General features: G+C 61.9%; 21 protein-coding genes. 9 read left to right on the top strand and 12 right to left on the bottom strand.

The genetic code is table 11. From position 1 onward, the window contains the following. Window positions 1–245: 245 nt before the first annotated feature. From ACRC0P_RS01885 to ACRC0P_RS01860, 6 genes are all read right to left on the bottom strand, one after another. On the bottom strand, window positions 246–725 hold the full coding sequence (locus ACRC0P_RS01885) for a hypothetical protein (RefSeq protein WP_438627964.1): 480 nt from the start codon (window positions 723–725) through the stop codon (window positions 246–248). Between the two features lies 1 nt (window position 726). After that, window positions 727–1,881 carry a JmjC domain-containing protein gene (locus ACRC0P_RS01880; protein WP_438627962.1) on the bottom strand — a complete coding sequence of 385 codons (1,155 nt, stop codon included), beginning with the start codon at window positions 1,879–1,881 and terminating at the stop codon, window positions 727–729. A gap of 123 nt (window positions 1,882–2,004) precedes the next feature. Further along, entirely contained in the window at window positions 2,005–3,378 is a 1,374-nt protein-coding gene (gene purB, locus ACRC0P_RS01875; protein WP_438627960.1) for an adenylosuccinate lyase, read from the bottom strand. A gap of 15 nt (window positions 3,379–3,393) precedes the next feature. Further along, a complete protein-coding gene (gene hflD / locus ACRC0P_RS01870) occupies window positions 3,394–4,029 on the bottom strand; it encodes a high frequency lysogenization protein HflD (RefSeq protein WP_438627958.1) in 636 nt (211 codons plus the stop codon). A 9-nt stretch (window positions 4,030–4,038) separates the two neighbouring features. After that, complete coding sequence (gene mnmA, locus ACRC0P_RS01865; RefSeq protein WP_438627957.1) at window positions 4,039–5,187, bottom strand: tRNA 2-thiouridine(34) synthase MnmA; 1,149 nt, start codon at window positions 5,185–5,187, stop codon at window positions 4,039–4,041. Window positions 5,188–5,293: 106 nt separating this feature from the next. After that, on the bottom strand, window positions 5,294–5,884 hold the full coding sequence (locus tag ACRC0P_RS01860) for a pseudouridine synthase (protein WP_438627955.1): 591 nt from the start codon (window positions 5,882–5,884) through the stop codon (window positions 5,294–5,296). A 155-nt stretch (window positions 5,885–6,039) separates the two neighbouring features. On the opposite strand from ACRC0P_RS01860, the gene icd reads away from it, so the two are divergent. After that, entirely contained in the window at window positions 6,040–7,290 is a 1,251-nt protein-coding gene (gene icd / locus ACRC0P_RS01855; protein WP_438627953.1) for an NADP-dependent isocitrate dehydrogenase, read from the top strand. Between the two features lie 97 nt (window positions 7,291–7,387). Here the strand turns inward: icd and cspD are convergent, their stop codons facing one another. Further along, window positions 7,388–7,663, bottom strand: a complete 276-nt coding sequence (gene cspD, locus ACRC0P_RS01850) for a cold shock domain-containing protein CspD (protein WP_438627951.1) — start codon at window positions 7,661–7,663, stop codon at window positions 7,388–7,390. 269 nt (window positions 7,664–7,932) lie between these two features. Between cspD and clpS the strand changes: the two genes are divergently transcribed. Together clpS and clpA are read left to right on the top strand one after the other, a co-directional pair. Then, complete coding sequence (gene clpS / locus ACRC0P_RS01845) at window positions 7,933–8,313, top strand: ATP-dependent Clp protease adapter ClpS (protein ID WP_438627949.1); 381 nt, start codon at window positions 7,933–7,935, stop codon at window positions 8,311–8,313. 113 nt (window positions 8,314–8,426) lie between these two features. After that, window positions 8,427–10,715: an ATP-dependent Clp protease ATP-binding subunit ClpA gene (gene clpA / locus ACRC0P_RS01840; protein WP_438627947.1), complete on the top strand. Its 2,289-nt coding sequence runs from the start codon at window positions 8,427–8,429 to the stop codon at window positions 10,713–10,715. 72 nt (window positions 10,716–10,787) lie between these two features. Here clpA and infA read toward each other — a convergent pair whose 3' ends face one another. The 4 genes from infA to trxB form a co-directional block, all read right to left on the bottom strand. Beyond that, window positions 10,788–11,006: a translation initiation factor IF-1 gene (gene infA, locus ACRC0P_RS01835; protein WP_010130378.1), complete on the bottom strand. Its 219-nt coding sequence runs from the start codon at window positions 11,004–11,006 to the stop codon at window positions 10,788–10,790. 103 nt (window positions 11,007–11,109) lie between these two features. Then, window positions 11,110–11,829 (bottom strand): arginyltransferase, encoded by a 720-nt coding sequence (locus ACRC0P_RS01830; RefSeq protein ID WP_438627944.1) that lies wholly within the window; start codon window positions 11,827–11,829, stop codon window positions 11,110–11,112. Beyond that, window positions 11,822–12,541, bottom strand: coding sequence for a leucyl/phenylalanyl-tRNA--protein transferase (gene aat / locus ACRC0P_RS01825; RefSeq protein WP_438627942.1), 720 nt, complete (start codon window positions 12,539–12,541; stop codon window positions 11,822–11,824). Before aat ends, ACRC0P_RS01830 begins: the two co-directional genes overlap by 8 nt. 193 nt (window positions 12,542–12,734) lie before the next feature. Further along, complete coding sequence (gene trxB, locus ACRC0P_RS01820; protein WP_438627940.1) at window positions 12,735–13,679, bottom strand: thioredoxin-disulfide reductase; 945 nt, start codon at window positions 13,677–13,679, stop codon at window positions 12,735–12,737. Between the two features lie 382 nt (window positions 13,680–14,061). Here trxB and ACRC0P_RS01815 point away from each other — a divergent pair, with 382 nt between their 5' ends. The 6 genes from ACRC0P_RS01815 to cysG all read left to right on the top strand — a co-directional run bounded on the left by ACRC0P_RS01815 (window position 14,062) and on the right by cysG (window position 21,691). Further along, window positions 14,062–16,404, top strand: a complete 2,343-nt coding sequence (locus tag ACRC0P_RS01815) for a DNA translocase FtsK (protein WP_438627938.1) — start codon at window positions 14,062–14,064, stop codon at window positions 16,402–16,404. A gap of 150 nt (window positions 16,405–16,554) precedes the next feature. Continuing rightward, entirely contained in the window at window positions 16,555–17,166 is a 612-nt protein-coding gene (gene lolA / locus ACRC0P_RS01810) for an outer membrane lipoprotein chaperone LolA (protein ID WP_438627936.1), read from the top strand. A 6-nt stretch (window positions 17,167–17,172) separates the two neighbouring features. Then, window positions 17,173–18,507: a replication-associated recombination protein A gene (locus tag ACRC0P_RS01805; RefSeq protein ID WP_438627934.1), complete on the top strand. Its 1,335-nt coding sequence runs from the start codon at window positions 17,173–17,175 to the stop codon at window positions 18,505–18,507. A gap of 66 nt (window positions 18,508–18,573) precedes the next feature. After that, complete coding sequence (gene crcB, locus ACRC0P_RS01800; protein WP_438627932.1) at window positions 18,574–18,948, top strand: fluoride efflux transporter CrcB; 375 nt, start codon at window positions 18,574–18,576, stop codon at window positions 18,946–18,948. A gap of 54 nt (window positions 18,949–19,002) precedes the next feature. Beyond that, a complete protein-coding gene (serS, locus tag ACRC0P_RS01795; RefSeq protein WP_438627930.1) occupies window positions 19,003–20,286 on the top strand; it encodes a serine--tRNA ligase in 1,284 nt (427 codons plus the stop codon). A 22-nt stretch (window positions 20,287–20,308) separates the two neighbouring features. After that, entirely contained in the window at window positions 20,309–21,691 is a 1,383-nt protein-coding gene (cysG, locus tag ACRC0P_RS01790; RefSeq protein ID WP_438627928.1) for a siroheme synthase CysG, read from the top strand. 701 nt (window positions 21,692–22,392) lie between these two features. On the opposite strand, the gene ACRC0P_RS01785 is transcribed toward cysG, so the two are convergent. Continuing rightward, the gene (locus tag ACRC0P_RS01785) at window positions 22,393–24,750 is read right to left on the bottom strand and encodes a penicillin acylase family protein (protein WP_438627926.1); all 2,358 of its coding nucleotides are present in this window, start codon (window positions 24,748–24,750) and stop codon (window positions 22,393–22,395) included. Window position 24,751 lies beyond the last annotated feature (1 nt).

Genomic DNA, 24,751 nt, shown 5'->3' with positions numbered 1-24,751 from the left:
GATCAGCGAGGACGACAAGAGACCTTGGCCGCAGCCGAACGGCTACACTGAGCCGGTGCTGTAGGCGGCGGCGGGAATTCAAAGCCAAACACGCCTGGAAAAAGGTCCTGCGGGACCTTTTTCTCCCTTTATCATCGTCTAGGAGCGGCCCATGGCCGCGATCGGGCCTTACCCGAACAAATTGAACTCCGATCGCAGCTTGGAGGGAAACCGTTGCGCGATTGCCCTGAGCCAAAATAGGGGCCCTAAATGAGTAACCGCCGTAAATTGCCGTCCGGTACGGCCAGCGGCCAGTCCTGCTCGAACACGTCCAGCAGTTTGCGTGCCCTTACCGGGTTGCCCACCTCAAAGTTGCCCAGCCACTGGTCGCGATCGTCGCGCACAATCAACTGCCGGCCGTCGGCGACGGCGAACTCCCAGTCCGGCGTGTCTACGCTTGCCTGCACTTTGCGGATCTCCATCGCCGAACTGAGCCGCTGGGCCAGGTGATGCAATCGATGGAACTGGCGCACGATGGGGTCACTGTCGCGAATCAGGATACGCACCTGCACAAAGCGGCTGCGACGCGCATAACGGGACAGGGCGTCGACGACCTCCGCGTCGTGATATAGAGGGCGGGCCAAGTGTTCGGAGAAGATACACAGGCTTCTGCGGCTGTCGTCGAGCAGTTCGATCAGCGCCCGGCGAAAATCCTCGGCGGACGCCAGCGGCCGGGAATCTTCCATGCTACTCCACCTCTGGCGGGTAGATCAGGCTGCCCTGGGCAACCAACTGGTCGATCAGGCCACCGGCAGCGGCCAGTTCGGGGAATTGCTCGATATCCCGTTGAACCAGGGTTTTTATAGTGCAAAAGTTCTCCGCGAAGGAGAGTGGTGCGGAAAAAACCTCACCGTCCACGAACAGCGCCTGAGGATCGCGGCTGAAGGCGCAGCGGGAACCGGGATTTAGAACCAGTTCGACACCGCGCGCCAGTTGATCCCGCCAGCCCTCCGCTGCGCCGGCCTCGAGAGCGAGGATCTCGGGGTATTTGGCCTCGGTCATCACAGCGCCAAACCAGCGGGCGATATTCTGCGGCTGCTGAATCCACTGGCCCAGTTGCTCCTGCAGCCGTTGCACGGCGGCACTGTCTATCTCGCCGGGATTTTTTGCCGGCGCCAACCCGGGATCGCTGTAACGGACGTGTTCCGGAAGCGCCATAGCCAGCTCAGAAGCCAGATCCTCGAGAGCAACGCGTGCGGAGGGAGCGCGAAAGCCGATAGAAATGGTGGTACAGGGGCCATCGGCGATGCCCCAGTGGCTATACTGGGGTGGCAGATAGAGCATATCGCCCGGCTCCAGCAGCCAGCTGTTCTCCGCCTCGAAGTCACGCAGGATATTCAACGGCGTGCCTTCAACTCTTGGACTGCTTTCGTCCGACTTGGGCCCCTGGTGCCAAAGCCGTTTGCCCTCCGCCTGCAGCAGGAACACATCGTAGAAATCGTAGTGGGGGCCGACGCTGCCGCGATCCGCTGCATAACTGATCATGATGTCGTCCAGGCGCCAGTCGGGAATAAAACGAAAGCATTCCTTCAGTTCGGCCACTTCCGGCAGCCATTGATCCACCGCCTGTACCAGCAGCGTCCAGTGACTGGCGGGCAGGGAGAGAAAATCGCTCTCGGTAAAAGGCCCGTTGCGCAACTGCCAGGGGCCGTCTTTTCCGCTCTCCTCAATGAGGCGCGATTCCACTTCCTCTTCCAGCGCCATGCCGGCCAGCTCTTCCCCGGAAACCGGCGAGACAAAGTCCGGGAAGGCGTTGCGAATCAACAACGGCTTGCGCTGCCAGTAGTCGCGGAGGAAGTCGGCTATCGGCAGATCGCCCAGATGAGTAAGCGGTTTGACCACAGTAAATCCCCAGCAATTTCCAATGGCAACTTTCCGTAGGATGGGCAAAGCGCAGCGTGGCCATCGATTCTGCGGAAGATGGACACTCTGGGCTTTGCCCATCCTACAAATGTCCCGCCCATTCTAGATTTTTTTAGCTTGATCCACGGCATTGCCGATATAGGAAGCCGGAGTCAGTTCGTGCAGAGATTTTTTCGCTTCCGCGGGGATTTCCAGGTTTTCGATAAAAGTTTTCAGGGTTTCCCGGGTGATACCCTGTCCGCGGGTCAGCGCCTTGAGTTTCTCGTAGGGCTCTTCGATATTGTAGCGGCGCATTACCGTCTGAATCGGTTCCGCCAACACCTCCCAGGCATTGTCCAGGTCTTCCGCCAGTCGCGCGCGGTTGATTTCCAGCTTGCTCAGCCCCTTCAGTGTCGCGGCATAGGCGATCACCGCGTAACCCGCACCCACGCCCATATTTCGCAGTACGGTGGAGTCGGTCAGGTCCCGCTGCCAGCGGGAGATCGGCAGTTTGGCGGCAAGGTGCTGGAAAACGGCGTTGGCCAGGCCCAGGTTGCCCTCGGAGTTTTCGAAATCGATGGGGTTGACCTTGTGGGGCATGGTGGAGGAACCCACTTCGCCGGCGACCACTTTCTGTTTGAAATAGCCGAGGGAGATATAGCCCCAGATATCGCGGTCGAAGTCGATCAAAATGGTGTTGAATCGCGCGATGGCATCGAACAGTTCGGCGATATAGTCGTGGGGCTCGATCTGGGTGGTGTAGGGGTTCCAGGCCAGGCCCAGGGAGGTGACGAATGCCTCGGCATTAGCCGCCCAGTCCACATCGGGATAGGCGGACAGGTGCGCATTGTAATTGCCCACGGCGCCGTTGATCTTGCCCAGCAATTCCACATCGCGAATCTGTTTGAGCTGCCGGCGCAGCCGCGCCACCACATTGGCCAGCTCCTTGCCCACGGTGGTGGGGCTGGCGGTCTGGCCGTGGGTGCGTGAAAGCATGGGCACATCGGCAAATCCCTTTGCGAGCCCGGCAATCTCATCGACAACCCGGTTCATCGCGGGCAGCAGCACCTGGTCGCGCCCTGCGCGCAGCATCAGGGCGTGGGACAGGTTATTGATATCTTCGGAGGTACAGGCGAAGTGCACAAACTCGCCAACTTCCGCCAGCTGCTGGTTTGCAGATATTTTTTCTTTCAGGAAATATTCCACCGCCTTGACGTCGTGGTTGGTGGTGCTTTCTATCTCCTTGATCCGCCGCGCATCCTCCACCGAGAACCCGGCCACGATGTTATCGAGCAGCTGGTTGGCTTCACTGTCGAAAGCTGGAACTTCCTCGATTTCCGGGTGACTGGAAAGCCGCTGCAACCAGCGAACCTCCACCTCCACCCGCGCGCGGATCAGGCCGTACTCGCTGAAGATATCCCGCAGTGGTGCAGTTTTGCTCTCGTAGCGCCCGTCGATAGGGGAGACCGCGGTTAGGGCGGACAGCTCGACAGTCATAGTTTCTCTCCGAACTTAAATATTTGAGGATTCGATTCGCGCGATCAACTCGTCGGTCGCGGCGAGCAGTTTTTTGCGCTGGAACAGCAGGTGCAGTCTGCGCCCACCCAGTTGGCGCCACAGGGTGGCGGCGCGCACGCCGGCAAACAGCATGGTGCGGATCTGGTTGGCGATGCGCTGCTGTTGCAGAAAATTAAAATCCCCCAGCACCTGTATGCGGAAACGGAAGGTACTCAGGGTGTCGCCGTATACGCCGGCGAGATTGGAAAAGACATTTTCGTGGGTCAGGTTGAAGTGATCCGCCTGCACCTTGGCTTTTTCCAGGCGGCTGCCGATTATCGCCAGCAGGTCGCTTTTCCTGCTCAACTGGCGCTGCAGGTAGAGGATGGAGAGCGCGTAGCGCAGGCAATCGGTGTACTCCGGGTGCTGGCGCGAGCGCAGAAGCTGGCGGGAGACCTGCAGCCCGGGCAGCAGCCTGTCGGCGCCACCGAATACGTCTTCGGCGCGATCCGGGTTGATCTGGAACAGACTGTAGACGCCGGTCTCCAGTTGCTCCAGGGGCGCGGTGCCGGTTTTTGCCAGCCGCTCCACAAGAACCGCGGATTGAAAGATCCCCGCCAGTGCCAGTGCCTGGTCCCGCCAGTTACTCAAAGTCTCTCCTTAATTCTGTTTGCCGGGTGCGCAGCCAATGCCGGTGGCCCGCTCTATGACGGCGCCGCCGAGGCAGACTTCGCCATCGTACAACACCAGTGATTGTCCGGGTGTGATTGCCCGTTGTGGTTCGTCAAAGGCCACTTTCAGCCCGCCGGTGCCGCAGACCTCTACCGTGCAATCCTGGTCCGGCTGGCGATATCGGGTCTTGGCCCTGGCCCGCAGCCCCTCGGTAGTATTGGCGGTCACCGGTGCGCTGCCGTTGATCCAGTGGGTGTGTGCCGCCTCCAGGCCGTTGGCGTAGAGCAGGGGGTGGTGGGCGCCCTGGGCCACGATCAATACATTGCGCTCCAGGTCCTTCCCCACCACATACCAGGGCTCTTCGCCAGCACCCCTCACGCCGCCGATTCCCAGACCCTGGCGCTGTCCAATAGTGTGGTACATCAGCCCTGTGTGACGCCCCATGACTTCCCCTTCCGGGGTCTCCATGTCGCCCGGCTGCGCCGGCAGGTACTGCTCCAGGAAGTCCTTGAAACGGCGCTCGCCGATAAAGCAGATACCAGTGCTGTCTTTCTTGTCGTGGGTGACGAAGTCATGTTCTTCCGCCAGGCGGCGCACTTCGGGTTTTTCCAGCTCGCCGAGGGGGAACAGGGACTTGGCGAAAGCCGCTTCGTCCACCGCGTGCAGGAAATAGCTCTGGTCCTTGTTGGCATCCAGACCCTTTAACAGGTAAGTGCGCCCGTCGATATCCCTTCGCCGCGCGTAGTGGCCGGTGGCGATGAGGTCTGCGCCAAGCACTTCGGCGTACTCCAGGAAGACCTTGAACTTGATTTCCCGGTTGCACAGGATATCCGGGTTGGGCGTGCGCCCGGCCTTGTATTCCGACAGAAAGTACTCGAACACATGGTCCCAGTACTCGGCGGCGAAGTTGGCGGTGTGCAGCCGGATTCCCAGTTTCGCGCACACCGCCTCGGCATCCGCCAGGTCGGCCTTGGCGGTGCAGTATTCAGTGCCGTCGTCCTCATCCCAGTTCTTCATAAACAACCCCTCCACCCGATAGCCCTGCTGCAGGAGCAGCAGGGCGGCCACAGAGGAGTCCACGCCGCCGGACATGCCGACGATTACACGCTGGGGCTGTTTCACTGAGGATTGGGGCATAGACAAGGACGATCAGTTACTGCACGACGAATAAAAAGGGGCGCAATTTTACCCGCGATCGGGCTTTGTGACCAATGGCTTTGTCAGCGGTGGCTCCAGTGGCAGTTCACCGCTTCGGTCGTCTCTTTCGCACAGGCCGGGGCCTGGCAGGGGCTGTGTAGACTTCTTCGAGCCTCTGCTTCCCCGGCTGCAGCTGACCCAGCGTCCAGTTGCCGATAGCCACCCGCACCAGCCGCAGGGTGGGGTGACCCACCGCCGCGGTCATCCGCCGCACCTGGCGGTTGCGCCCCTCGCTGATGGTCAGCTCCAGCCAGGAGGTAGGAATCGACTGCCGGCTGCGCACCGGCGGGTTGCGCGGCCACAGGTCCGGAGCCGCCAGTCGCCTGACCTTGGCGGGGGCAGTGGGGCCGTCCTTGAGCTCGACGCCCCGGCGCAGCCGGGTCAGGGCATCTTCGCCGATGTCGCCTTCCGCTTGCACCCAGTAGGTCTTGGGCAGTTTCTGCCGCGGGTGGCTGATCCGGTGCTGCAGTTCGCCGTCGTCGGTGAGCAAGAGCAAGCCCTCGGAGTCGAAATCAAGCCTCCCCGCCGGATAGAAGCCCGGGCGGTGGATATAGTCGGCGAGGGTGGGGCGCCCGCGATCATCGGTGAACTGGCAGAGCACCCCGTAGGGCTTGTTGAAGAGGACGATCTGGCTCACTGGGTGGGTCCAAAAGCCACTATTGTAATCCAACTACAAAAACGAGCCGATACTGATATAATCCCGCCGATTTTTTACCCCGCCAGCGGCCTGCCGGACTTTAGGCGACAGGTTGCTGGACGGGTCAGATCCACCAAAGACGGAGTTCAAACAATATGGGCCATATCCAGGTGCCGGCAGACGGCGAGAAAGTTACAGTCAATTCCGACGGTTCGCTGAATGTGCCGAATCGCCCAGTCATTCCCTTTATCGAGGGTGACGGCATCGGCGTGGATATCACCCCGGTTATGCGCAAGGTAATCGACGCCTCGGTGGAGAAGGCCTACGGCGGCGACAAATCCATCGCCTGGATGGAGATCTTCTGCGGCGAGAAAGCGGCAGAGACCTACGCCGGCGACTGGTTCCCGGCCGAGACCCTGGAAGCGCTGAAAGAATATGTCGTGGGCATCAAGGGCCCGCTGACCACCCCGGTGGGCGGTGGCTTCCGCTCCCTGAACGTGGCCTTGCGCCAGGAACTGGATCTGTATGTGTGCCAGCGCCCGGTTCGCTGGTTCAGCGGCGTACCATCCCCGGTGAAGGAGCCGAACAAGGTCGACATGGTGATCTTCCGCGAGAACTCCGAGGACATCTACGCCGGTATCGAGTGGAAAGCCGACACCGATGAAGCCAAGAAGGTAATCAAGTTCCTGCAGGAAGAGATGGGGGTCAAGAAGATCCGCTTCCCGGAACACTGCGGTATCGGCGTCAAGCCGGTTTCCGAAGAGGGCACTAAGCGCCTGGTACGTAAGGCCCTGCAGTACACCATCGATCAGGACCGCGATTCCCTGACCCTGGTGCACAAAGGCAACATCATGAAGTTCACCGAAGGCGCCTTCGCCGACTGGGGCTATGAGATTGCCCGCGACGAGTTCGGTGCCCAGCCCCTGGACGGCGGCCCCTGGCACAGCTTCAAGAACCCGAAAACCGGCAAGGAAATCGTGGTCAAGGACGTAATCGCCGACGCCATGCTGCAGCAGATCCTGCTGCGCCCGGCGGAGTACGACGTGATCGCCACCCTGAACCTGAACGGCGACTACCTGTCCGACGCCCTGGCCGCTCAGGTGGGCGGTATCGGTATCGCCCCGGGTGCCAATCTGTCCGACGAAGTGGCCCTGTTTGAAGCCACCCACGGCACCGCGCCCAAGTACGCGGGCCAGGACAAGGTAAACCCGGGTTCCCTGGTCTTGTCCGCGGAGATGATGCTGCGCCACCTGGGCTGGAACGAAGCGGCCGACCTGGTGATCAAAGGTGTGGAAGGGGCTATCGAAGCCAAAACGGTCACTTACGACTTCGAGCGCCTGATGGACGGCGCCGAGCTGAAGTCCTGCTCCGAGTTTGGCGACGAAGTCATCAAGCACATGGCCTGATGCACCCGCGGGCCCCGCGCCCGCCCAGCAAAAAGCCCCGTGCCGTAAAGGTGCGGGGCTTTTTGTATGGGTATTTAGGGGGCCGGAGGGATAGTGCCTATTCCAGCGCTGCCTCCTTTTCCCGCTGTGTCCGCCTGGCGTCGTCGGAGGCCTTGGACGCTCCTGCGGAGGTGCCTGTACAGATGTTGGCGGCGTGATAGCCCTTATCACCCTTGATAATGTCAAAGGTGACCTGTTGGCCCGCTTTCAGGGTGCGGTAACCTTCCATCTGGATTGCAGAGTAGTGTGCGAACAGGTCTTCTCCCCCTTCATCGGCAAGAATAAACCCATATCCCTTGGCGTTATTGAACCACTTGACGGTACCGGTAGGCATTGGCGAACTCCCTCTAATTGCCGGGGCGACTGCTGGCCGCCTTGTAGAGTCTTTTATTGTTATCTGCATTTCCTGCATATAGATCGCGCTCCCGCTTGCGATCCGGCCCCGGATGGGGCCGACAACATCTCTTGTAGCTAACTGATATGCGATTGTCAAGACTGCTGGCGCCCGCTGTGTCGCGGTGCAAATGAGGTTACAATGGTTCCCCCGCTAAAAAGTTCGGGCTCGCTTGTTATTTTTCCTCCGGGACCTCATTGACAATTGCTATGGGTATTTCACTGGCCATTAAACTACACTCGAACGGAACTGGGGACGACTCGCCCTATTTTGGCGATGTCGACGGCGATACGGCAGTAGAAGAGGCCCCGCCCCAGCTTAAACGCCCCCCCATGTACAAGGTGGTGATGCTCAACGACGACTACACGCCCATGGAGTTTGTCGTGGAAACGCTTGAGCTGTTTTTCGGTGCCAACCGGGAACGCGCCACCCAACTGATGCTGCAGGTACACACGCAGGGAAAAGCGATCTGCGGTGTCTATACTCGTGATATAGCGGAGACGAAGGCCGCGCAGGTCAACCAGTTCGCTCGCGACCACCAGCATCCGCTGCTGTGCGAGATCGAAGCAGACGAAGATGAGGAAGAGTAGGCACATCAGGTCCCGTCGCTTGAAAGGAATCAGGCTCACTCAAACACCGCTTGCGGGCATGTGTTTCCCGGTGATTGACGGGTGGTATAGGCGAGTTAGGCTTTGAGGTTTAGATGCTCAGCAAGGACTTAGAGGTAACACTCAACCTGGCGTTCAAGGGTGCACGCGCGAAGCGCCACGAGTTCATGACCGTGGAGCACCTCTTGCTGGCGCTTCTGGACAATGAATCGGCTGCGGACGTGTTGCACGCCTGCGGTGCCGACCTCGGAGCGCTGCGCCGCGAACTGCTGGAGTTCGTCGACTCCACCACTCCCCTGATCCCCGAGGCCGACACCGACCGCGAGACCCAGCCGACCCTGGGCTTCCAGCGGGTGCTGCAGCGCGCCGTTTTCCATGTGCAGTCCTCCGGCAAGAAAGAAGTGACCGGTGCCAATGTCCTGGTGGCCATCTTCTGCGAACAGGAGAGCCAGGCGGTCTACTACCTGAAACAGCAGAGTGTGGCCCGTATCGACGTGGTCAACTACATCACCCACGGAATATCCCGGGTGGGCAGCAGCGGCCACAATCACCATCACCATCACCACAACCCCGAACCGGCGCCGGAGCAGACCGACGAGGATATTGCCGGCGGCGTGGAGCCCGGGGGTTCCGACCCGCTGGAAAGCTATGCCACCAACCTCAACCAGGAGGCCATCCTCGGGCGCATCGACCCGCTGGTGGGCCGCGGACCGGAAGTGGAGCGGGTCACCCAGGTACTGGCCCGCCGGCGCAAGAACAACCCCCTGCTGGTGGGTGAGTCCGGTGTGGGCAAGACTGCCATCGCCGAAGGCCTGGCTCGGCGTATCGTGGACGAGGAAGTGCCCGGGCCGCTGCTCGACAGCACCATCTACTCCCTGGATCTGGGCTCCCTGCTGGCGGGCACCAAGTACCGGGGTGATTTCGAGAAACGCTTTAAGGCGCTGCTGGCGGAGCTCCGCAAGCGCGAACACGCAGTGCTGTTTATCGACGAGATCCACACCATTATCGGTGCCGGCGCCGCCTCCGGCGGAGTGATGGACGCTTCCAACCTGCTCAAGCCGCTGCTCTCCAGCGGCCAGTTGCGCTGTATCGGCTCCACCACCTTTACCGAGTACCGCGGCATCTTCGAGAAGGACCGCGCCCTGTCCCGCCGTTTCCAGAAAATCGACGTGAACGAGCCCTCGGTGGAGGAGACGATACAGATTCTCCAGGGGCTGAAAAGCTGCTTCGAGGACCACCACAAGGTGCGTTTTACCGGCGCCGCCCTGGAGGCCGCGGCGAACCTGGCCAGCCGCCATATCACCGAGCGTTTCCTGCCGGACAAGGCGATCGACGTGATCGACGAGGCCGGCGCCCACCAGTCCCTGCTCCCGCCAGTGGAGCGCAGCGACGTCATCGATGTGGCCGAGATCGAAATAGTGGTCGCCAAGATGGCGCGCATTCCGGCGAAGAGCGTCTCCGCTTCCGACAAGATCCATCTGGCGAAACTGGAAGACAACCTCAAGATGGTGGTCTTCGGCCAGGACCAGGCGATCGGCGCCCTCAGTACCGCGATCAAGCTGAGCCGCGCGGGCCTCGGCGCCGAGGAAAAACCCATCGGCTCTTTCCTGTTCGCCGGCCCTACCGGTGTGGGCAAGACCGAGCTCTGCCGCCAGCTGGCCAAGGTGATGGGTATCGAACTGATCCGCTTCGACATGTCCGAGTACATGGAGCGCCACACCGTATCCCGCCTCATCGGCGCGCCTCCCGGCTACGTGGGCTTCGACCAGGGCGGCCTGCTCACCGATTCGGTGACCAAGCACCCGCACAGCGTGGTGCTGCTGGACGAGATCGAGAAGGCGCACCCGGAGGTTTTCAACCTGCTGTTGCAGGTGATGGATCACGGCACCCTGACCGACAACAACGGCCGCAAGGCGGATTTCCGCAACGTGATCCTGGTCATGACCACCAATGCCGGCGCCGACCTGATGAGCCGCCGCTCCATCGGTTTCACCACCCAGGATCATTCCAGCGACGGCATGGAGGAGATCAAGAAGATCTTTACTCCCGAGTTCCGCAATCGCCTGGACAGCATTATCCAGTTCAGCAGCCTGGATCTCGAGGTAGTGAAAACCGTGGTGGACAAGTTTATCGTCGAGCTACAGGCGCAGCTCGACGAGTCCCGCGTCACCCTGGAGGTGAGCGAGGAGGCCCGCGAGTGGCTGGCGGCGAACGGTTACGACGAAAAGATGGGCGCACGCCCAATGGCCCGCCTGATCCGCGACAAGCTGCGCAAGCCGCTGGCGGAAGCGGTGCTGTTCGGAGATCTGGCGGAGGAGGGCGGTCGCGTGATGGTTACCCTGGAGGGTGACGATCTGGCGATCAGGACGGCGGTTCCCGCCTGACAGGGGGCAGAGGACAGAAATGCAAAAGGCCACCTTCGGGTGGCCTTTCTGTCACCTGATCTCTGACCTCTGTCACCTGGCTCGGTAGGTGATCCTTCCCTTGCTCAGGTCGTAGGGAGTCAGCTCCACCTTGACCTTGTCGCCGGTGAGGATGCGAATATAGTTCTTGCGCATCTTGCCGGAGATATGCGCTATCACCACATGTCCGTTTTCCAGCTTTACGCGAAAGGTGGTGTTCGGCAGGGTGTCGATCACCTCACCTTCCATTTCAATGTAATCGTCTTTTGCCATGCGGCAGTAACCTTATAAATAACTTGCTCGGACCTTCACCCCGGCGCGTGGCCGCGGTACGACGGGCGTGCATTTTGCACGAAAAGCCCCAGCAGGGCAAAAGTTAGGGGGATTTTATTGCCCAGCGGTTTTCCCGCAGCAGTTCAATCGGCTGGAATTGGCTCTTGTAAGCCATTTTCTGGCACTCTTCTATCCAGTAGCCCAGGTACAGACTGGGCAACCCCAGTCGGCGGGCCCACTCCACCTGGTAGAGAATGCAGAAAGAGCCCAGGCTGCGCTTGTCCTCGTCCGGATCGAAGAAAGTATAGATGGCCGATACCCCGGCGGTGAGCACATCGGATACCGCCGTGGCCACCAGCCTGCCACGGGCGCGGAACTCGATATAACGGGTGCAGCCCCAGGCCTCGGTGAGGAAGCTGCGGAACTGCTCGCGGCTGGGAGGATACATTTCGCCGTCCGCGTGCCGCTGTTCAATATAGCGGGCGTAGAGCTCGTAGTGCTCGTCGGTATCGATCCCGTCAACGTGAAAGATATCCAGGTCGCGATTGCGGCGCCAGCAGCGGCGCTGGTTGCGATTGGGGACGAACAGCCCCACCGGGATGCGCGCGGGGATGCAGGCCCGGCAGGCGGCGCATTGGGGGCGATACAGGTAGCCACCGCTGCGGCGGAACCCCAGTTCCGAGAGACAGCTGTATAGGCGCTGGTCAACGGGGGTCTGCGGGTCCACGAAAACCGTGGTGGCCTCCCGGTCCGGAAGGTAGCCACAGGGATGGGGCAGGGTGGCCAGTAAGCGCACCGAGTCGAGCTGGGAATACTTACTCATAGTTCCAGGATAGGGTCCAAGGCTGTGCAAACGCCGGCATTTCGACTCCGCAGCGCAAAAGCCGCTCAAAATCCGCCCGGGACACTTCCACCGCGCCCAGGCTGAACAGGTGCGGATTGCCCACCTGGCAATCGATCAGTGGGCAGCCCCAGGATTCTAACTGGCGCACCAGGTGGACAAAAGCAACTTTGGAGGCATCGGTCGCGCGGTGGAACATGGACTCACCGAAGAACACCCGCCCCAGGGCGATTCCGTAAAGGCCGCCCACCAGCTCCCCGCCGCGCCAGGTCTCCACTGAGTGGGCGTAGCCCAGCCTGTGCAGTTGGACATAGGCATCGCGCATTTCCCCGGTGATCCAGGTGCCCTCGGTGTCGGCCCGGGAACTCCGGCAGGCGTCTATCACCCACTCGAAAGCCCGGTCGAAAGTCACCTGGAATCCGCCCCGGCGGAGCGCCTTGCGCAGGCTGCGGCCTATGCGGAACTGGTCCGGAAAGACCACGCAGCGGGGGGAGGGGCTCCACCAGAGAATGGGCTGGTCGTCGGAATACCAGGGGAAGATGCCACGGCGATAGGCGGCCAGGAGCCACTCCGGGCTCAGCCTGCCGCCGATGGCCAGCAGGCCGTTGGGGTCCTTCAGGGCGAGATCCGTCGGGGGAAATTCGATTCGCTCGCTGTCGAACAGGGTCAGGTAGCCGTCGTTGGTGCCGGTCATGCTCGGATTTCCATAGGGCGAAATTCGCCTCGAGCGTCAACATTCTTTTCGAACTGTAGGACGGATAAGCGTCAAGCGCATCCGCCGCTTGGGTTGGCGGATCCTTGCGATCTCTACCAACTGGTGTGGTGTGCGCACCATTGACCGGGCGGTGCGCACGGCGCACCCTACGGAGAGTCCCGAGTCCCGAGTATCACTGCGCGTCCAGGAAACGCTCCGCATCCAGCGCCGCCATACAGCCGGTGCCGGCGGAGGTCACCGCCTGGCGGTAGATATGATCGGACACGTCTCCGGCGGCGAAGACGCCGGGTACCGAGGTCTGGGTGGCGTTGCCGTCCAGCCCGCTCTGCACCAGGATATAGCCGCCGTTCATTTCCAGCTGGCCGGCGAAGATATCGGTATTGGGCTTGTGGCCGATGGCGATGAACACCCCGGAAACCTCCAACTCTTTGGTGGAGTCGTCCTGGGTGTTGCGCAGGCGCACACCGGTCACGCCGCTGTCGTCGCCCAGCACTTCATCCAGGGTGTTGTGCCAGCATACATTGATATTGCCGTTCTCCACCTTGTCCATCAGGCGGTCCTGCAGGATCTTCTCCGCACGCAACTCGTCGCGGCGGTGGATCAGGGTCACTTCGCTGGCGATATTCGAGAGGTACAGCGCCTCTTCCACAGCGGTATTGCCGCCGCCCACCACCGCCACCTTCTGGTCGCGGTAGAAGAAACCGTCACAGGTGGCGCAGGCGCTGACCCCGCGGCCCTGGAACGCCTCCTCCGAGGGCAGGCCCAGGTACTGGGCGGAGGCGCCGGTGGCGATAATCAGTGCATCGCAGGTGTAGGTCTCGTTGCCCTTGAGGGTAAAGGGGCGCTGCTTGAGGTCTACCTCTTCGATATGGTCAAAGATAATCCGGGTATCGAAGCGCTCGGCGTGCTGCTGCATCTGAACCATCAGGTCCGGGCCCTGCAGATCCGCCACGCCGCCGGGCCAGTTCTCCACCTCGGTGGTGGTGGTCAGCTGGCCGCCCTGCTGCATACCGGTGATGACCACCGGGTTGAGGTTGGCGCGGGCGGCGTAGATGGCTGCGGTATAACCGGCGGGGCCGGAACCGAGGATGATCAGGCGATGGTGGTTATTGTTCATGGAACGCTCTTAAACAAACAGTTAAAAACAGTGTATTGAACCTAGAAACTGCAGTTGGATCAGTTAAGGCTATCAATTTGGCGGCCATGATAGGCGAAGCTGCCCCCTCAACGAAATAGTTTGCCTTTATTTCTGCAATAACGCGCCACTATTGACTGGGGGAGGGACGATTACAAAAAGTGCAGACCTCTTCGCAGATAACTTTAAGAACATCATCTATATTACTGATTTACATAGACTTAAACTCACTTAAAGTAGTTTCTCAATCAGGCGATCGGTAGCATTTCGCGGGCGTCTGTAGTACACAGTCCGCTCTGGCGCCGCCGACCGGCGCGATATCGACGAGCGCGATACAACCAACACCAACTCCCGAGGTAAGCCATTGAAGGCCGACAGCGCAACCGACGCAGCCACCAACGACGATGCCCGTGTCCCGCCGGACTCCCTGATCGCCCGCCTGCTGCGCGAGGGTGCGCTGATTGCACTGCTCGCCGGCGCGCTGCTGCTCGCCATCAGCCTGGTGAGCTACAGCCCGCAGGACCCGGGCTGGTCCCACACGGGCCACACGGACCAGGTGCAAAACGCCATCGGGCCCACGGGCGCCTGGCTGGCAGACGTCTGCCTGTCCCTGCTGGGCTGGATGGCCTACCTGTTCCCGCTGCTGATCGGTTGGCGGGCCGTCGGCATTCTGCGCGATCGCAATGCGCGCTTTCACGGGCCGCTGTTCGCGCTGCGGGTTTCCGGCCTGGGTCTGTTGCTGGCCTGCGGCGCCGGGCTGGCCACCCTCTGTTTCGCCCAGGGGGCGGAGCCGCTGCCTTTCTCCAACGGCGGCATTATCGGCGCGGCGATCGCCGGGACCGCCGAACACAATCTCGGCTATGTGGGGGCGACCATCCTGCTGCTGGCCCTGTTCGCCATCGGCATCACCGTCTTTACCGGGCTGTCGTGGCTGAAACTGGCGGATTCGATCGGTCGCAATATCCTCGGGCTTTTAGGCTGGCTGGGGAACCGCTATCAGCGCTCGCGCCAGCGGCGCGAGGAGGAGCGCGCGGCGCGGGAGGCCGTCGTCGTGCGCAAGGCGGCGGTTGAAGAGGAAAAGCAGCGCACCGCCAAGCGCCTCCCGCCCAAAATCGAACCCGCGGTGCCGAAACCCAAGCTGAGCACCCGTGCCGCCAAGGAGAAGCAGCGGGAACTGTTCAGCGGGCCGGTCACCGGAACCCTGCCGCCGCTGTCACTGCTGGACGCGGCGGACAAGAACAAGAAGGCCGGTTTCTCCCGCGACTCCCTGGAGGCCATGTCGCGCCTGCTGGAACTCAAACTGAAGGACTTCGGCGTGGTGGCCGAAGTGGTCTCGGTGCTGCCGGGGCCGGTGGTGACCCGCTTCGAGATACAACCCGCGCCCGGGGTCAAAGTGAGCCGCATCACCAACCTGGCCAAGGACCTGGCCCGCTCCCTGGCGGTGATCAGCGTGCGGGTGGTGGAGGTAATCCCCGGGAAGTCGGTGGTGGGAATCGAAATCCCTAATGAAAACAGGCAGATGGTGCGACTTTCTGAAGTACTTTCTGCAGATGTGTATGACGGTGCCAAGTCGGCTTTGACCCTGGCCCTGGGCCACGACATCTCGGGCCAGCCGGTGGTGGCGGACCTGGCCAAGATGCCCCACCTGCTGGTGGCGGGCACCACCGGCTCGGGCAAGTCCGTGGGCATCAATGTGATGCTGCTCAGTCTGCTGTACAAGTCCACCCCGGAAGAGGTTCGACTGATCCTGGTGGACCCGAAGATGCTGGAGCTGTCGGTCTACGAGGGCATCCCGCACCTGCTGACCCCGGTGATCACCGATATGAACGACGCCGCCAACGGCCTGCGCTGGTGCGTGGGCGAGATGGAGCGGCGCTACAAGCTGATGGCGGCCCTGGGCGTGCGCAACCTGGCGGGCTTCAACCGCAAGGTGCGCGAGGCCATCGAGGCCGGCGAACCGCTGGTCGACCCGCTGTGGCAACCGGACCCCATGTCCAGCGTACCGGAAGCAGAGCAGACCCCGGGGCACCTGAAGCCGCTGCCGGCCGTGGTGGTGGTGATCGACGAATTCGCCGATATGATGATGATCGTCGGCAAGAAGGTGGAACAGCTGATCGCGCGTATCGCGCAGAAGGCCCGCGCCGCCGGTATCCACCTGCTGCTGGCCACCCAGCGACCCTCGGTGGATGTGATCACCGGTCTGATCAAGGCCAATGTGCCCACCCGGATTGCTTTCCAGGTTTCCTCCAAGGTGGACTCGCGCACCATTCTCGACCAGGGCGGCGCGGAACAGCTGCTGGGCCACGGGGACATGCTCTACCTGCCCCCGGGCAGCGGTGTGCCGGTGCGGGTGCACGGCGCCTTTGTGGACGACCACGAGGTACACAAAGTAGTGGCGGACTGGAGCCGGCGCGGTGAGCCGGAGTATATCGACGGCATCGTCGACGACACCAACAACAGCATCCCGGTGCCCGGCCTGCAGACCGAGGGCGGCGAGGACGACGACCCGGAAACCGACGCCCTCTACGATGAGGCTGTGGCCTTCGTCACCAAGTCCCGCAAGGCCTCCATCTCCTCGGTACAGCGCCAGCTGCGTATCGGCTACAATCGCGCCGCGCGGATCATCGACGCCATGGAAGCCGCCGGAGTGGTGTCCGAGGCGGGGCACAACGGCAACCGGGAAGTACTGGCGCCGCCGCCGGCCTGACGAGAGATTCGGTGGTGTAGGGTGCGCCGTGTGCACCGCCCGGATCAACGGTGCGCACAGCGCACCCGACAGTCCAACCGATAGGGTTCAGGCAGTATTCACCCGCCGGCAACTAATCTTTAGGGAAATCCCCTGCACAGGAATTCTTCGATGAAAGGTACTCTGAGAAACCTGATCCTGTCCCTCGGCCTGGCCGCCAGCGGCGCCTGGGCCGACGCCACGGAGGAGTTGAGCCAGCTGTTGAAGCCGCTGGCGAGTATCTCCGGCAACTTCCAGCAGACCCTGATCGACGAGCGCGGCAAGGTCATGCAGAAGAGCAGCGGCAACTTTTCCGTACAGCGGCCGGGCAAGCTGCGCTGGAAGACCGGCGAACCCTTCCCCCAACTGCTGGTCACCAACAACAAGAAGCTGTGGCTCTACGATCCGGACCTGGAGCAGGTGACCATCCGCCCGGTGGACAAACGTATGAAGGAAACTCCCGCGCTGCTGCTGGGCGGCAAGGTGGAGGAGATTCGCGGTTCCTTCAACGTCGACAGCAAGGACGGCGCCTACCACTTGACCCCCAAGCGCAAGTCGGCGGCTTTCAAATCCATGGAAATCCGCTTCAGCGACAAGGGCCTGCCGTCCGCGATGACCGTACGCGATGAGATGGGCCAGACCACCAAAATCAAGTTCAGCGGCATGAAGGCCAATCCGAAGTTGTCCGATGCCATATTCAATTTCAAGCCGCCGGCGGGGACCGATGTCGTTAAAGATCAGTGAGGCGCGATGAGCGACCTGTTTCAGTCCACTCCTCCACACCAGCCCCTGGCCGCGCGCATGCGGCCGGAGTCCCTGGCCCAGTATATGGGCCAGACGCATTTACTGGGGCCGGGGAAACCCCTGCGCGAAGCGGTGGAGCGGGGTCAACTCCACTCAATGGTGCTCTGGGGCCCGCCCGGCGTGGGCAAGACCACCTTTGCCCGCCTGCTGGCCAGGGAGTGCGATGCGCGCTTCGCGACCCTGTCCGCGGTGCTCGCCGGGGTCAAGGAAATCCGCCAGGCGGTGGCGGAGGCCAGGCAATACAGCAGCCGTACCATCCTGTTCGTGGACGAGGTACACCGCTTCAACAAAGCCCAGCAGGACGCCTTCCTACCCTACGTGGAAGAGGGCACCGTCACCTTTGTCGGCGCCACCACGGAAAACCCCGCCTTCGAACTGAACAACGCGCTGCTGTCGCGCTGCCGGGTCTACCTGCTGCGCAGCCTGTCCGAGGAGGAACTTCTGGACCTTTTGCGGCGTGCACTGAATGAAGACGCCGAACTGAAGGATCGGAATCCGTCGATCGCCCCGGAGATTCTGCAGAAGATCGCCAGAGCCGCCGATGGCGATGCCCGCAGCGCCCTCAACCTGCTGGAGATCGCCTGCGACCTGGCACGGGAGGAGGGCGGTCGTTTCGTGATCGACGAGGAGGTGCTGGCGGAGGTGCTGAGCGCCGATGTGCGCCGCTTCGACAAGGGGGGTGACTACTTCTACGACCAGATTTCCGCGCTGCACAAAGCGGTGCGCGGCTCCGATCCGGACGCCGCCCTCTACTGGTTTGCGCGCATGGTGGACGGCGGCTGTGACCCGCTGTACATCGCCCGCCGCGCGGTGCGCATGGCCAGCGAGGATATCGGCAATGCCGACCCCCGCGCCCTGCAGATCGCGCTAAACGCCTGGGATGTACAGGAGCGCCTGGGCAGCCCGGAAGGGGAACTGGCAATCGCCCAGGCCATCGCCTACCTCGCTGTGGCGGCCAAAAGCAACGCCGTGTACAGCGCCTACAAACGGATTCTGGCGGACGTGCGCCGGGACCCGAGCTACGAAGTACCGGTACACCTGCGCAACGCGCCCACCAAACTGGCCAGGAGCCTGGCCCACGGCGCCGACTACCGCTACGCCCACGACGAGCCGGACGCCTTCGCCGCCGGGGAAAACTATTTCCCCGAGGAAATCGCCGCGCGCAGCTACTACCAGCCGGTGCCCCGAGGGCTGGAATTGAAGATTGGCGAGAAGCTGGAAACCTTGCGGCGGCTGAACCGCGAGAGCGACAAACAGCGCTACAAGGCCGATGATCAATGACCAATGGAAAATTAGCCGCAATCGGTGATAATTGCCCATTGTTTACTGATCATTGGTAATTGAAACATGCAGTGGCTGGCAATCGCCCTGGGGGGCGCAGTGGGGGCTATTCTTCGCCATCTGATCACCGTTTGGAGCTACCCGGTCTTCAACGGAAAATTTCCGCTCGGGACCCTGATCGTCAATGTCAGCGGTTCCTTTTTGATCGGCATCGCCTACGTGATGATCGTCGAACGGGCCCTGCTCGGCCCCGAGTGGCGGCTGCTGCTGATGACGGGCCTGTTCGGGGCCCTGACGACCTTCTCCACCTTCTCGCTGGAAAGCCTGATCTTGTGGCACAATGGCCAACCCCTGACGGCCCTGGGCTATATCCTGATCAGCCTGGTCCTGTGCCTGGGCGCCACCGGCGGCGCCATTGCACTGGCCGCGAAATATTTGTAACCCCACCCATAAACACAATGCTGTAGGAGCCTGCTTGCAGGCGAACTGAATACAATGCTCGACCCCAAGTTAATTCGCACACAAATGGACCAAGTGGCCGCGGCCCTGAAAAAGCGCGGCGTGGAACTGGATACCGCCAAACTCGAAAGCCTCGAGGAGCGCCGCAAGGAACTGCAGGTACACACCGAGAGCCTGCAGAACGAGCGCAACAGCAAGTCGAAGAATATCGGCCGCGCCAAGGCCGCCGGCGAGGATATTGCGCCGCTGCTGAAGGAAGTCGAGTCCCTGGGCAGCCAGTTGAGTGAAGCCAAGCAGGCGCTGTCGGAACTGCAGGGCGAGCTGGACAGCATTCTCTCCGCCATTCCCAACCTGCCGGACGAGTCCGTTCCGGAGGGGAAGGACGAAGACGACAATGTGGAAGTTCGCCGCTGGGGCCAGCCGCGCCAGTTCGATTTCCCCGCCAAGGACCACGTGGACCTGGGCGCACAGCTCGGCGGGCTGGATTTCGAGATGGCCAGCAAGCTCACCGGTTCCCGCTTTGCGGTGATGACCGGGCAGGTGGCCAAACTGCACCGGGCGCTGTCGCAGTTTATGCTCGACCTGCATATCGAGGAACACGGTTACCGCGAGGCCAATGTGCCGGTCATCGTCAACGACGACTCCCTGTACGGCACCTCCCAGTTGCCAAAATTCGCCGAAGACCTGTTCAGGTTGGAGGATGAACGCGGTTTCTACCTGATACCCACCGCGGAAGTGCCGCTGACCAACTTCTACCGCGACGAAATTGTCGAGGACGCACAATCGCTCCCGCATAAATATGTGGCGCACACCACCTGCTTCCGCTCCGAGGCCGGCTCCCACGGCCGCGACACCCGCGGCATGATCCGCCAGCACCAGTTCGAGAAGGTGGAACTGGTGTGGGCTACCCGCCCGGACCAGTCGGAAGAGGCGCTGGAGGAACTCACCCGCAATGCGGAAACCGTATTGCAGAAATTGAACCTCCCGTATCGCACCGTGATCCTGTGCGGCGGCGATATCGGCTTTGCCGCCCGCAAGACCTACGACCTGGAAGTATGGATTCCCTCCCAGGACAAATACCGTGAAATCTCCTCCTGCTCACTGGTTGGCGATTTCCAGGCGCGGCGGATGAAAGCACGCTGGCGCAATCCTGAAACCGGCAAGCCGGAACTGCTGCACACCCTGAACGGCTCCGGCCTGGCGGTGGGCCGCACGCTGATTGCGGTGCTGGAAAATTACCAGCGCGAGGATGGCAGCATCGAAGTACCGGAAATTCTGCGGCCCTATATGCGCGGCCGGGAAGTATTGACGCCGGCATAACCCCACGACACGGAATACCACTTTGCGCTATCTGCCCCTCGCATTTGACGTTCAAGACCGCCCCTGCCTGTTGGTGGGCGGCGGCGCCGTAGCAACACGCAAGGCGCGGCTACTGGCCCGGGCCGGAGCCCGCCTGACGGTCGTGGCTCCGGAGATCACCGATGAATTGCGCCAGCTGATCGAAGACAGCGACGGGCAGTTTTTCCACGCCACCTATCACGCGGATTTCCTCGACGGCGCAGAGCTGGTGATCGCCGCTACCGCCGATCCGGCTGTCAACGCCGAAGTCTCCGCCGACGCACAGGAACGGAAGCTGCCCGTCAACGCGGTGGATGCTCCCGAGCTGTGCTCCTTCACCTTTCCCGCCATCGTCGAACGGGGTCCTCTGTCCATCGGCATCAGCAGCGGCGGCGCGGCGCCGGTGCTGGCACAGCGGCTGCGCGCCCAGCTGGAGGCATTGCTCTCACCGGGTATCGGCGCCCTGGCGGAACTGGCAATGCGCCTGCGCGACAAAGTAAAAACCGCGCTGCCGGAGCCACAGCGCAAGGACTTCTGGCGCTGGGTTTTCTCCGGGCCGGTGGCTTCCAGGGTGGAGGCGGGCAAGACCTCCGAGGGCGAGGCCGAACTGCTCGCCGCATTGAACAACTGGCGCGGCTCAGCCGCGCCAGTGGGGGAAGTCTACCTGGTGGGCGGCGGTCCCGGGGACCCGGACCTGCTCACCTTCCGCGCTCTGCGCCTGATGCAGCAGGCGGACGTGGTGCTCTACGACCGCCTGGTGTCGCCGCAGGTACTGGACCTGGTGCGCCGCGACGCGGAGCGCATCTATGTGGGCAAGAAAAAGGAATTCCACTCGGTGCCGCAAGACGGTATCAACCAGTTGCTGGTGGACCTGGCGGGAAAAGGAAAGAAAGTCCTGCGCCTGAAAGGCGGGGACCCGTTTATCTTCGGCCGTGGTGGCGAGGAGATTGACAAACTGGCGGAAGCGCGAATTCCGTTTCAGGTGGTGCCGGGCATCACTGCGGCATCCGGCTGCTCCACCTACGCGGGTATTCCGCTGACCCACCGGGACTATGCACAATCGGTGCGCTTTATCACCGGCCACCTGAAAGAGGGCGAACTGCAATTGCCCTGGAAGGAGCTGGCGACGCCGGGACAGACGCTGGTTTTCTATATGGGGCTCACCGGCCTGCCCACCATCTGCGAACAGTTGATTTCCCATGGTATGCCGGCGAATACACCGGTTGCTCTGGTGGAAAAAGGCACCACCAGGGAACAGCGGGTCGTGGTGGGGGACCTGTCGTCAATACCCGCGCTGGCGGAGGAAAAATCCGTAGAGGCGCCCGCACTCACCATCGTAGGCGGCGTTGTCAGCCTGCATGAAAAACTGCGCTGGTATCAGCCCTAACGTGAATGGCACTAAGGCCTGGGGCGGGCCTGCTGCCGGGAGTTCTTTGCGGGACACGGGCTAGGCGCCCCCCCGTAAATACATCCCTGTAGGCTTGTCCGCGAGGTCCCTCTCGCAGACAGTCCCGCAAAGAACTCCCGGCAGCAGACCCTTCGCATCAAGTTTTATCACTTAACTTAGTGCCATTCAGCCCTGATGTTACTACTCTCCCCTTGTAGGAGCGGCCCATGGCCGCGATCAGCGGTGAAGGCGTGCACTTCGCCTGCTACTCCGCTCCCGGCCGGACCGCTCCTACCGAACGCCCGGTCCAATTCGAGCATCTATACTGCAAGAGAAGTTTGCGAGTGGTGCACGGTATGTTTTGGGCGTCGATTCGATTCTACTGCACTCTTGTAGTGCGCAGTTTTTTGCCACGGGAAAGCGAAATCTGCCTGCCGGACCCGAACGACAGTCACTGTCGTCGATACACGCACCGCTACCGCGTCAAACGCAACTGGGTTAAAAACCTCTGGATAGGTTCGTCCCTGTTGATGCTGTGTTTCCCTCTGTTGCCTTTCGTCCTCTCCTTGGGACTCCTCACATCTTTTTTATCTTTCGCAATACTCGACGAAACCGCGTAGGGTGCGCCGCGCGCACCGAACCGCTCGAGCTGGCGCGCAGCTCCGTTGCTGGTGCGCGCGGCGCACCCTACATCAAACTCCTCAGTGCAGCGTCAGCGTATAACGGCTTTCCCTTTCCGAGAGCGGCGAAGGATTCCCCTGCACCCAATCCTCGTGCCCGTTGCCAAAAAATGGCGACAGCGGGTGCGCGCTCTGGCCGGTGGCCATATGGAAAATTCCGCTGTCCTCGCGGCCGGGGGAGACCACCATTCGCTCCGAGGCGCCGTTGTCCGGGGACTGTACCCGCGGCATATGAGTATCACCGGAAAGGGGCTCTGCGGGCATGGCGGTAAACCAGTTGATCGCGGATACCGCACGGCCCAAGGGGTGGTGGATACGCGCGGTATTCTGTGCTCCCCAGCTCTGCTCCGCCAGCGGGTGGCCGTCTTTGGCCATCTCTTCCAGAACGGCATCCAGGGCGGCCAGCTTCAGGGTCCGCCAGGATTCAAAGTCCGGGTTGAGCAGGTGCCGCGGTTCGCTCAGGCTCATTTCCCAGGCCCCGTATTCCAACTGGCGCTTCATGGGACCGAAGGAAAACTCCTCCTGAAAGCGGCGCATATAGGTGAGTACCGGTGCCGTAGCGAACTCCAGGAACTTGAGACGGTAATTGCGCACAATGCGGTAACCCACCGAAGAAGCGGCGGCGCGGCCGCCCCAGTTCTCGATCTGTTCGCGCACGTCGCGGTAATTTTCCTCACTCTCCAGCAGGCCCGACAACTGTTGCTGCCAGCGCTGCAGGAACACCGCCCGGTCGTCCAACTGGATATCCAGCAGGTCCCGCTCGGTAAAAGTTCTGCCGGCGAAAAGGGCATCGCGAATCTGCTGCTGGCGGGCTCCAAGGGCGTAGCCGTGGTCGCCCATCACCGCCAGAAACTGGCCATCCATGGTCCGCGCATTGGCGGTCCAGATGCGGTGGGAGGGCGGATCGTAGACCCGCGGCTGTTCGCTTGCAGAGAGGAAGCCATCCCAGCGGGCGCTGCCGTCGGCCCAGGAAACCGAGCGGCTGCCATCGAAGCCCACGCGACGGGGAATGGCGCCGGCGACCGTCCAGCCGATATGGCCCTCGCGATCGCCCACCACCAGATTCTGGTGGGGAATACCCAGTAGCGGGCCCAGGTCCAACGCTTCACGCGCGCTTTCCACTGTCTCCATTTGCAGCAGGTTCATATTGGCGCCGCGCAAATCGTGGGCCACCCAGCGGTAGGCGAGGGGAGTACCCCTGTAGTCCCGGCTCACCACCGGCCCCCAGATGGTTTTGCGGACTTCCAGATATTCTGTTTCACCTCCCTTCACCTCAATGGCTTCGCGATCGATTTCAAAGTCGCGCCAACCTTCGGGTGTTTTGTACTGGCGGCCGTTTTCGCTCAGCTCCAGCGGAATCAGGTCGCCCCAGTCACCGCCGGTATTGGTGAAGCCCCAGGCTACCAGGCCGTTGCTGCCCACCACTGCGATGGGACCACCAGGCAGGGTGACACCGCGCACCGTCCGCTCGCTTCCGGGCAGGTTCCATCCGGCGCGGTACCAGATATTGGGCACCCTCAACCCCAGGTGCATGTCGTCTGCCAGTATGGCACCGCCGTGTTCGGTCAGGGCGCCGCCAACCACCCAGTTATTGCTGCCATAGATTTTGTCGTCGCTCTCCATTTTCTGGTAGGCGATCGGCTCCTTCTCCTCCAGCAGTGAGGCGATATCGGTCTGGGGCATTTTGACGGGGCCGCGCGCCTCCCCGATCAGTGGGGCATCCCAGTGGCCGCCGTCGGGGAAAAAGAACTGGTAGAGGTCTTGGGGGAGCAGTTCGGCCAGGGCGGTGTCGCGCTGTTCGTATTCGCCGGTGGGACTCTGCAGGGTGAGGCACATGCTGAACATGCTCAGCAGGCTGTCCGCTTCGGTCCAGGGCTCCGGCTCCCTCCCCAGCACAGCGTATTCCCAGGGCCTTGCCTCCAGTTGCTGCAGGCCGTAGTTGACCCCTTCCACGTAGTGGCCCAGCAGCCGGCGCTGCTCCGCGGGCATCGCGGCCACATTGCGTTTGGCGCGCTTGCGGAACTGGTGCAAGCGTACTTTTTTGTCGTGTTTCAGCGCCGCGGGCCCCACCAGCGCCGACAGTTCGCCGGCGGAGTTGCGCCGCAACAGATCCATTTGGAAGAAGCGTTCCTGTGCGTGCAGGAAGCCCAGAGCAAAGGCTATGCTGTTGCGATCCAGCGATTCGATCAGAGCCACGCCCTGGGCATCCCGGCGGATGGTGGCCGGAACCTCCAGTTTCCCGGTATCCAGCTCTCCGTCCAGTATCGGCAGACTCTGTCGCAACCACAGCCAGCTGCCGGCCAGGGCAATTGCCAGGAGGGCGGCCAGCCAGGCCAGGATACGGAGGAAAAGGCGGGGAGAGGATGGACTCTTGGACATG

The sequence above is a fragment of the Microbulbifer sp. genome (assembly GCF_051659245.1).
In the GTDB taxonomy this organism is placed as follows: Bacteria; Pseudomonadota; Gammaproteobacteria; order Pseudomonadales; family Cellvibrionaceae; genus Microbulbifer.
Note: the sequence above shows the minus strand (reverse complement) of the source record. Positions and strands in the feature narration are given on the sequence as shown.

Coding starts and splice junctions, on each gene's coding strand:
- cspD (WP_438627951.1), bottom strand. CDS start 7,663: ATGCCTACCGGTACCGTCAAGTGGTTCAATAACGCCAAGGGATATGGG.
- lolA (WP_438627936.1), top strand. CDS start 16,555: ATGAAAGGTACTCTGAGAAACCTGATCCTGTCCCTCGGCCTGGCCGCC.
- aat (WP_438627942.1), bottom strand. CDS start 12,541: ATGACCGGCACCAACGACGGCTACCTGACCCTGTTCGACAGCGAGCGA.
- clpA (WP_438627947.1), top strand. CDS start 8,427: ATGCTCAGCAAGGACTTAGAGGTAACACTCAACCTGGCGTTCAAGGGT.
- trxB (WP_438627940.1), bottom strand. CDS start 13,679: ATGAACAATAACCACCATCGCCTGATCATCCTCGGTTCCGGCCCCGCC.
- ACRC0P_RS01785 (WP_438627926.1), bottom strand. CDS start 24,750: ATGTCCAAGAGTCCATCCTCTCCCCGCCTTTTCCTCCGTATCCTGGCC.
- icd (WP_438627953.1), top strand. CDS start 6,040: ATGGGCCATATCCAGGTGCCGGCAGACGGCGAGAAAGTTACAGTCAAT.
- clpS (WP_438627949.1), top strand. CDS start 7,933: ATGGGTATTTCACTGGCCATTAAACTACACTCGAACGGAACTGGGGAC.
- infA (WP_010130378.1), bottom strand. CDS start 11,006: ATGGCAAAAGACGATTACATTGAAATGGAAGGTGAGGTGATCGACACC.
- ACRC0P_RS01885 (WP_438627964.1), bottom strand. CDS start 725: ATGGAAGATTCCCGGCCGCTGGCGTCCGCCGAGGATTTTCGCCGGGCG.
- crcB (WP_438627932.1), top strand. CDS start 18,574: ATGCAGTGGCTGGCAATCGCCCTGGGGGGCGCAGTGGGGGCTATTCTT.
- ACRC0P_RS01830 (WP_438627944.1), bottom strand. CDS start 11,829: ATGAGTAAGTATTCCCAGCTCGACTCGGTGCGCTTACTGGCCACCCTG.
- purB (WP_438627960.1), bottom strand. CDS start 3,378: ATGACTGTCGAGCTGTCCGCCCTAACCGCGGTCTCCCCTATCGACGGG.
- ACRC0P_RS01805 (WP_438627934.1), top strand. CDS start 17,173: ATGAGCGACCTGTTTCAGTCCACTCCTCCACACCAGCCCCTGGCCGCG.
- serS (WP_438627930.1), top strand. CDS start 19,003: ATGCTCGACCCCAAGTTAATTCGCACACAAATGGACCAAGTGGCCGCG.
- mnmA (WP_438627957.1), bottom strand. CDS start 5,187: ATGCCCCAATCCTCAGTGAAACAGCCCCAGCGTGTAATCGTCGGCATG.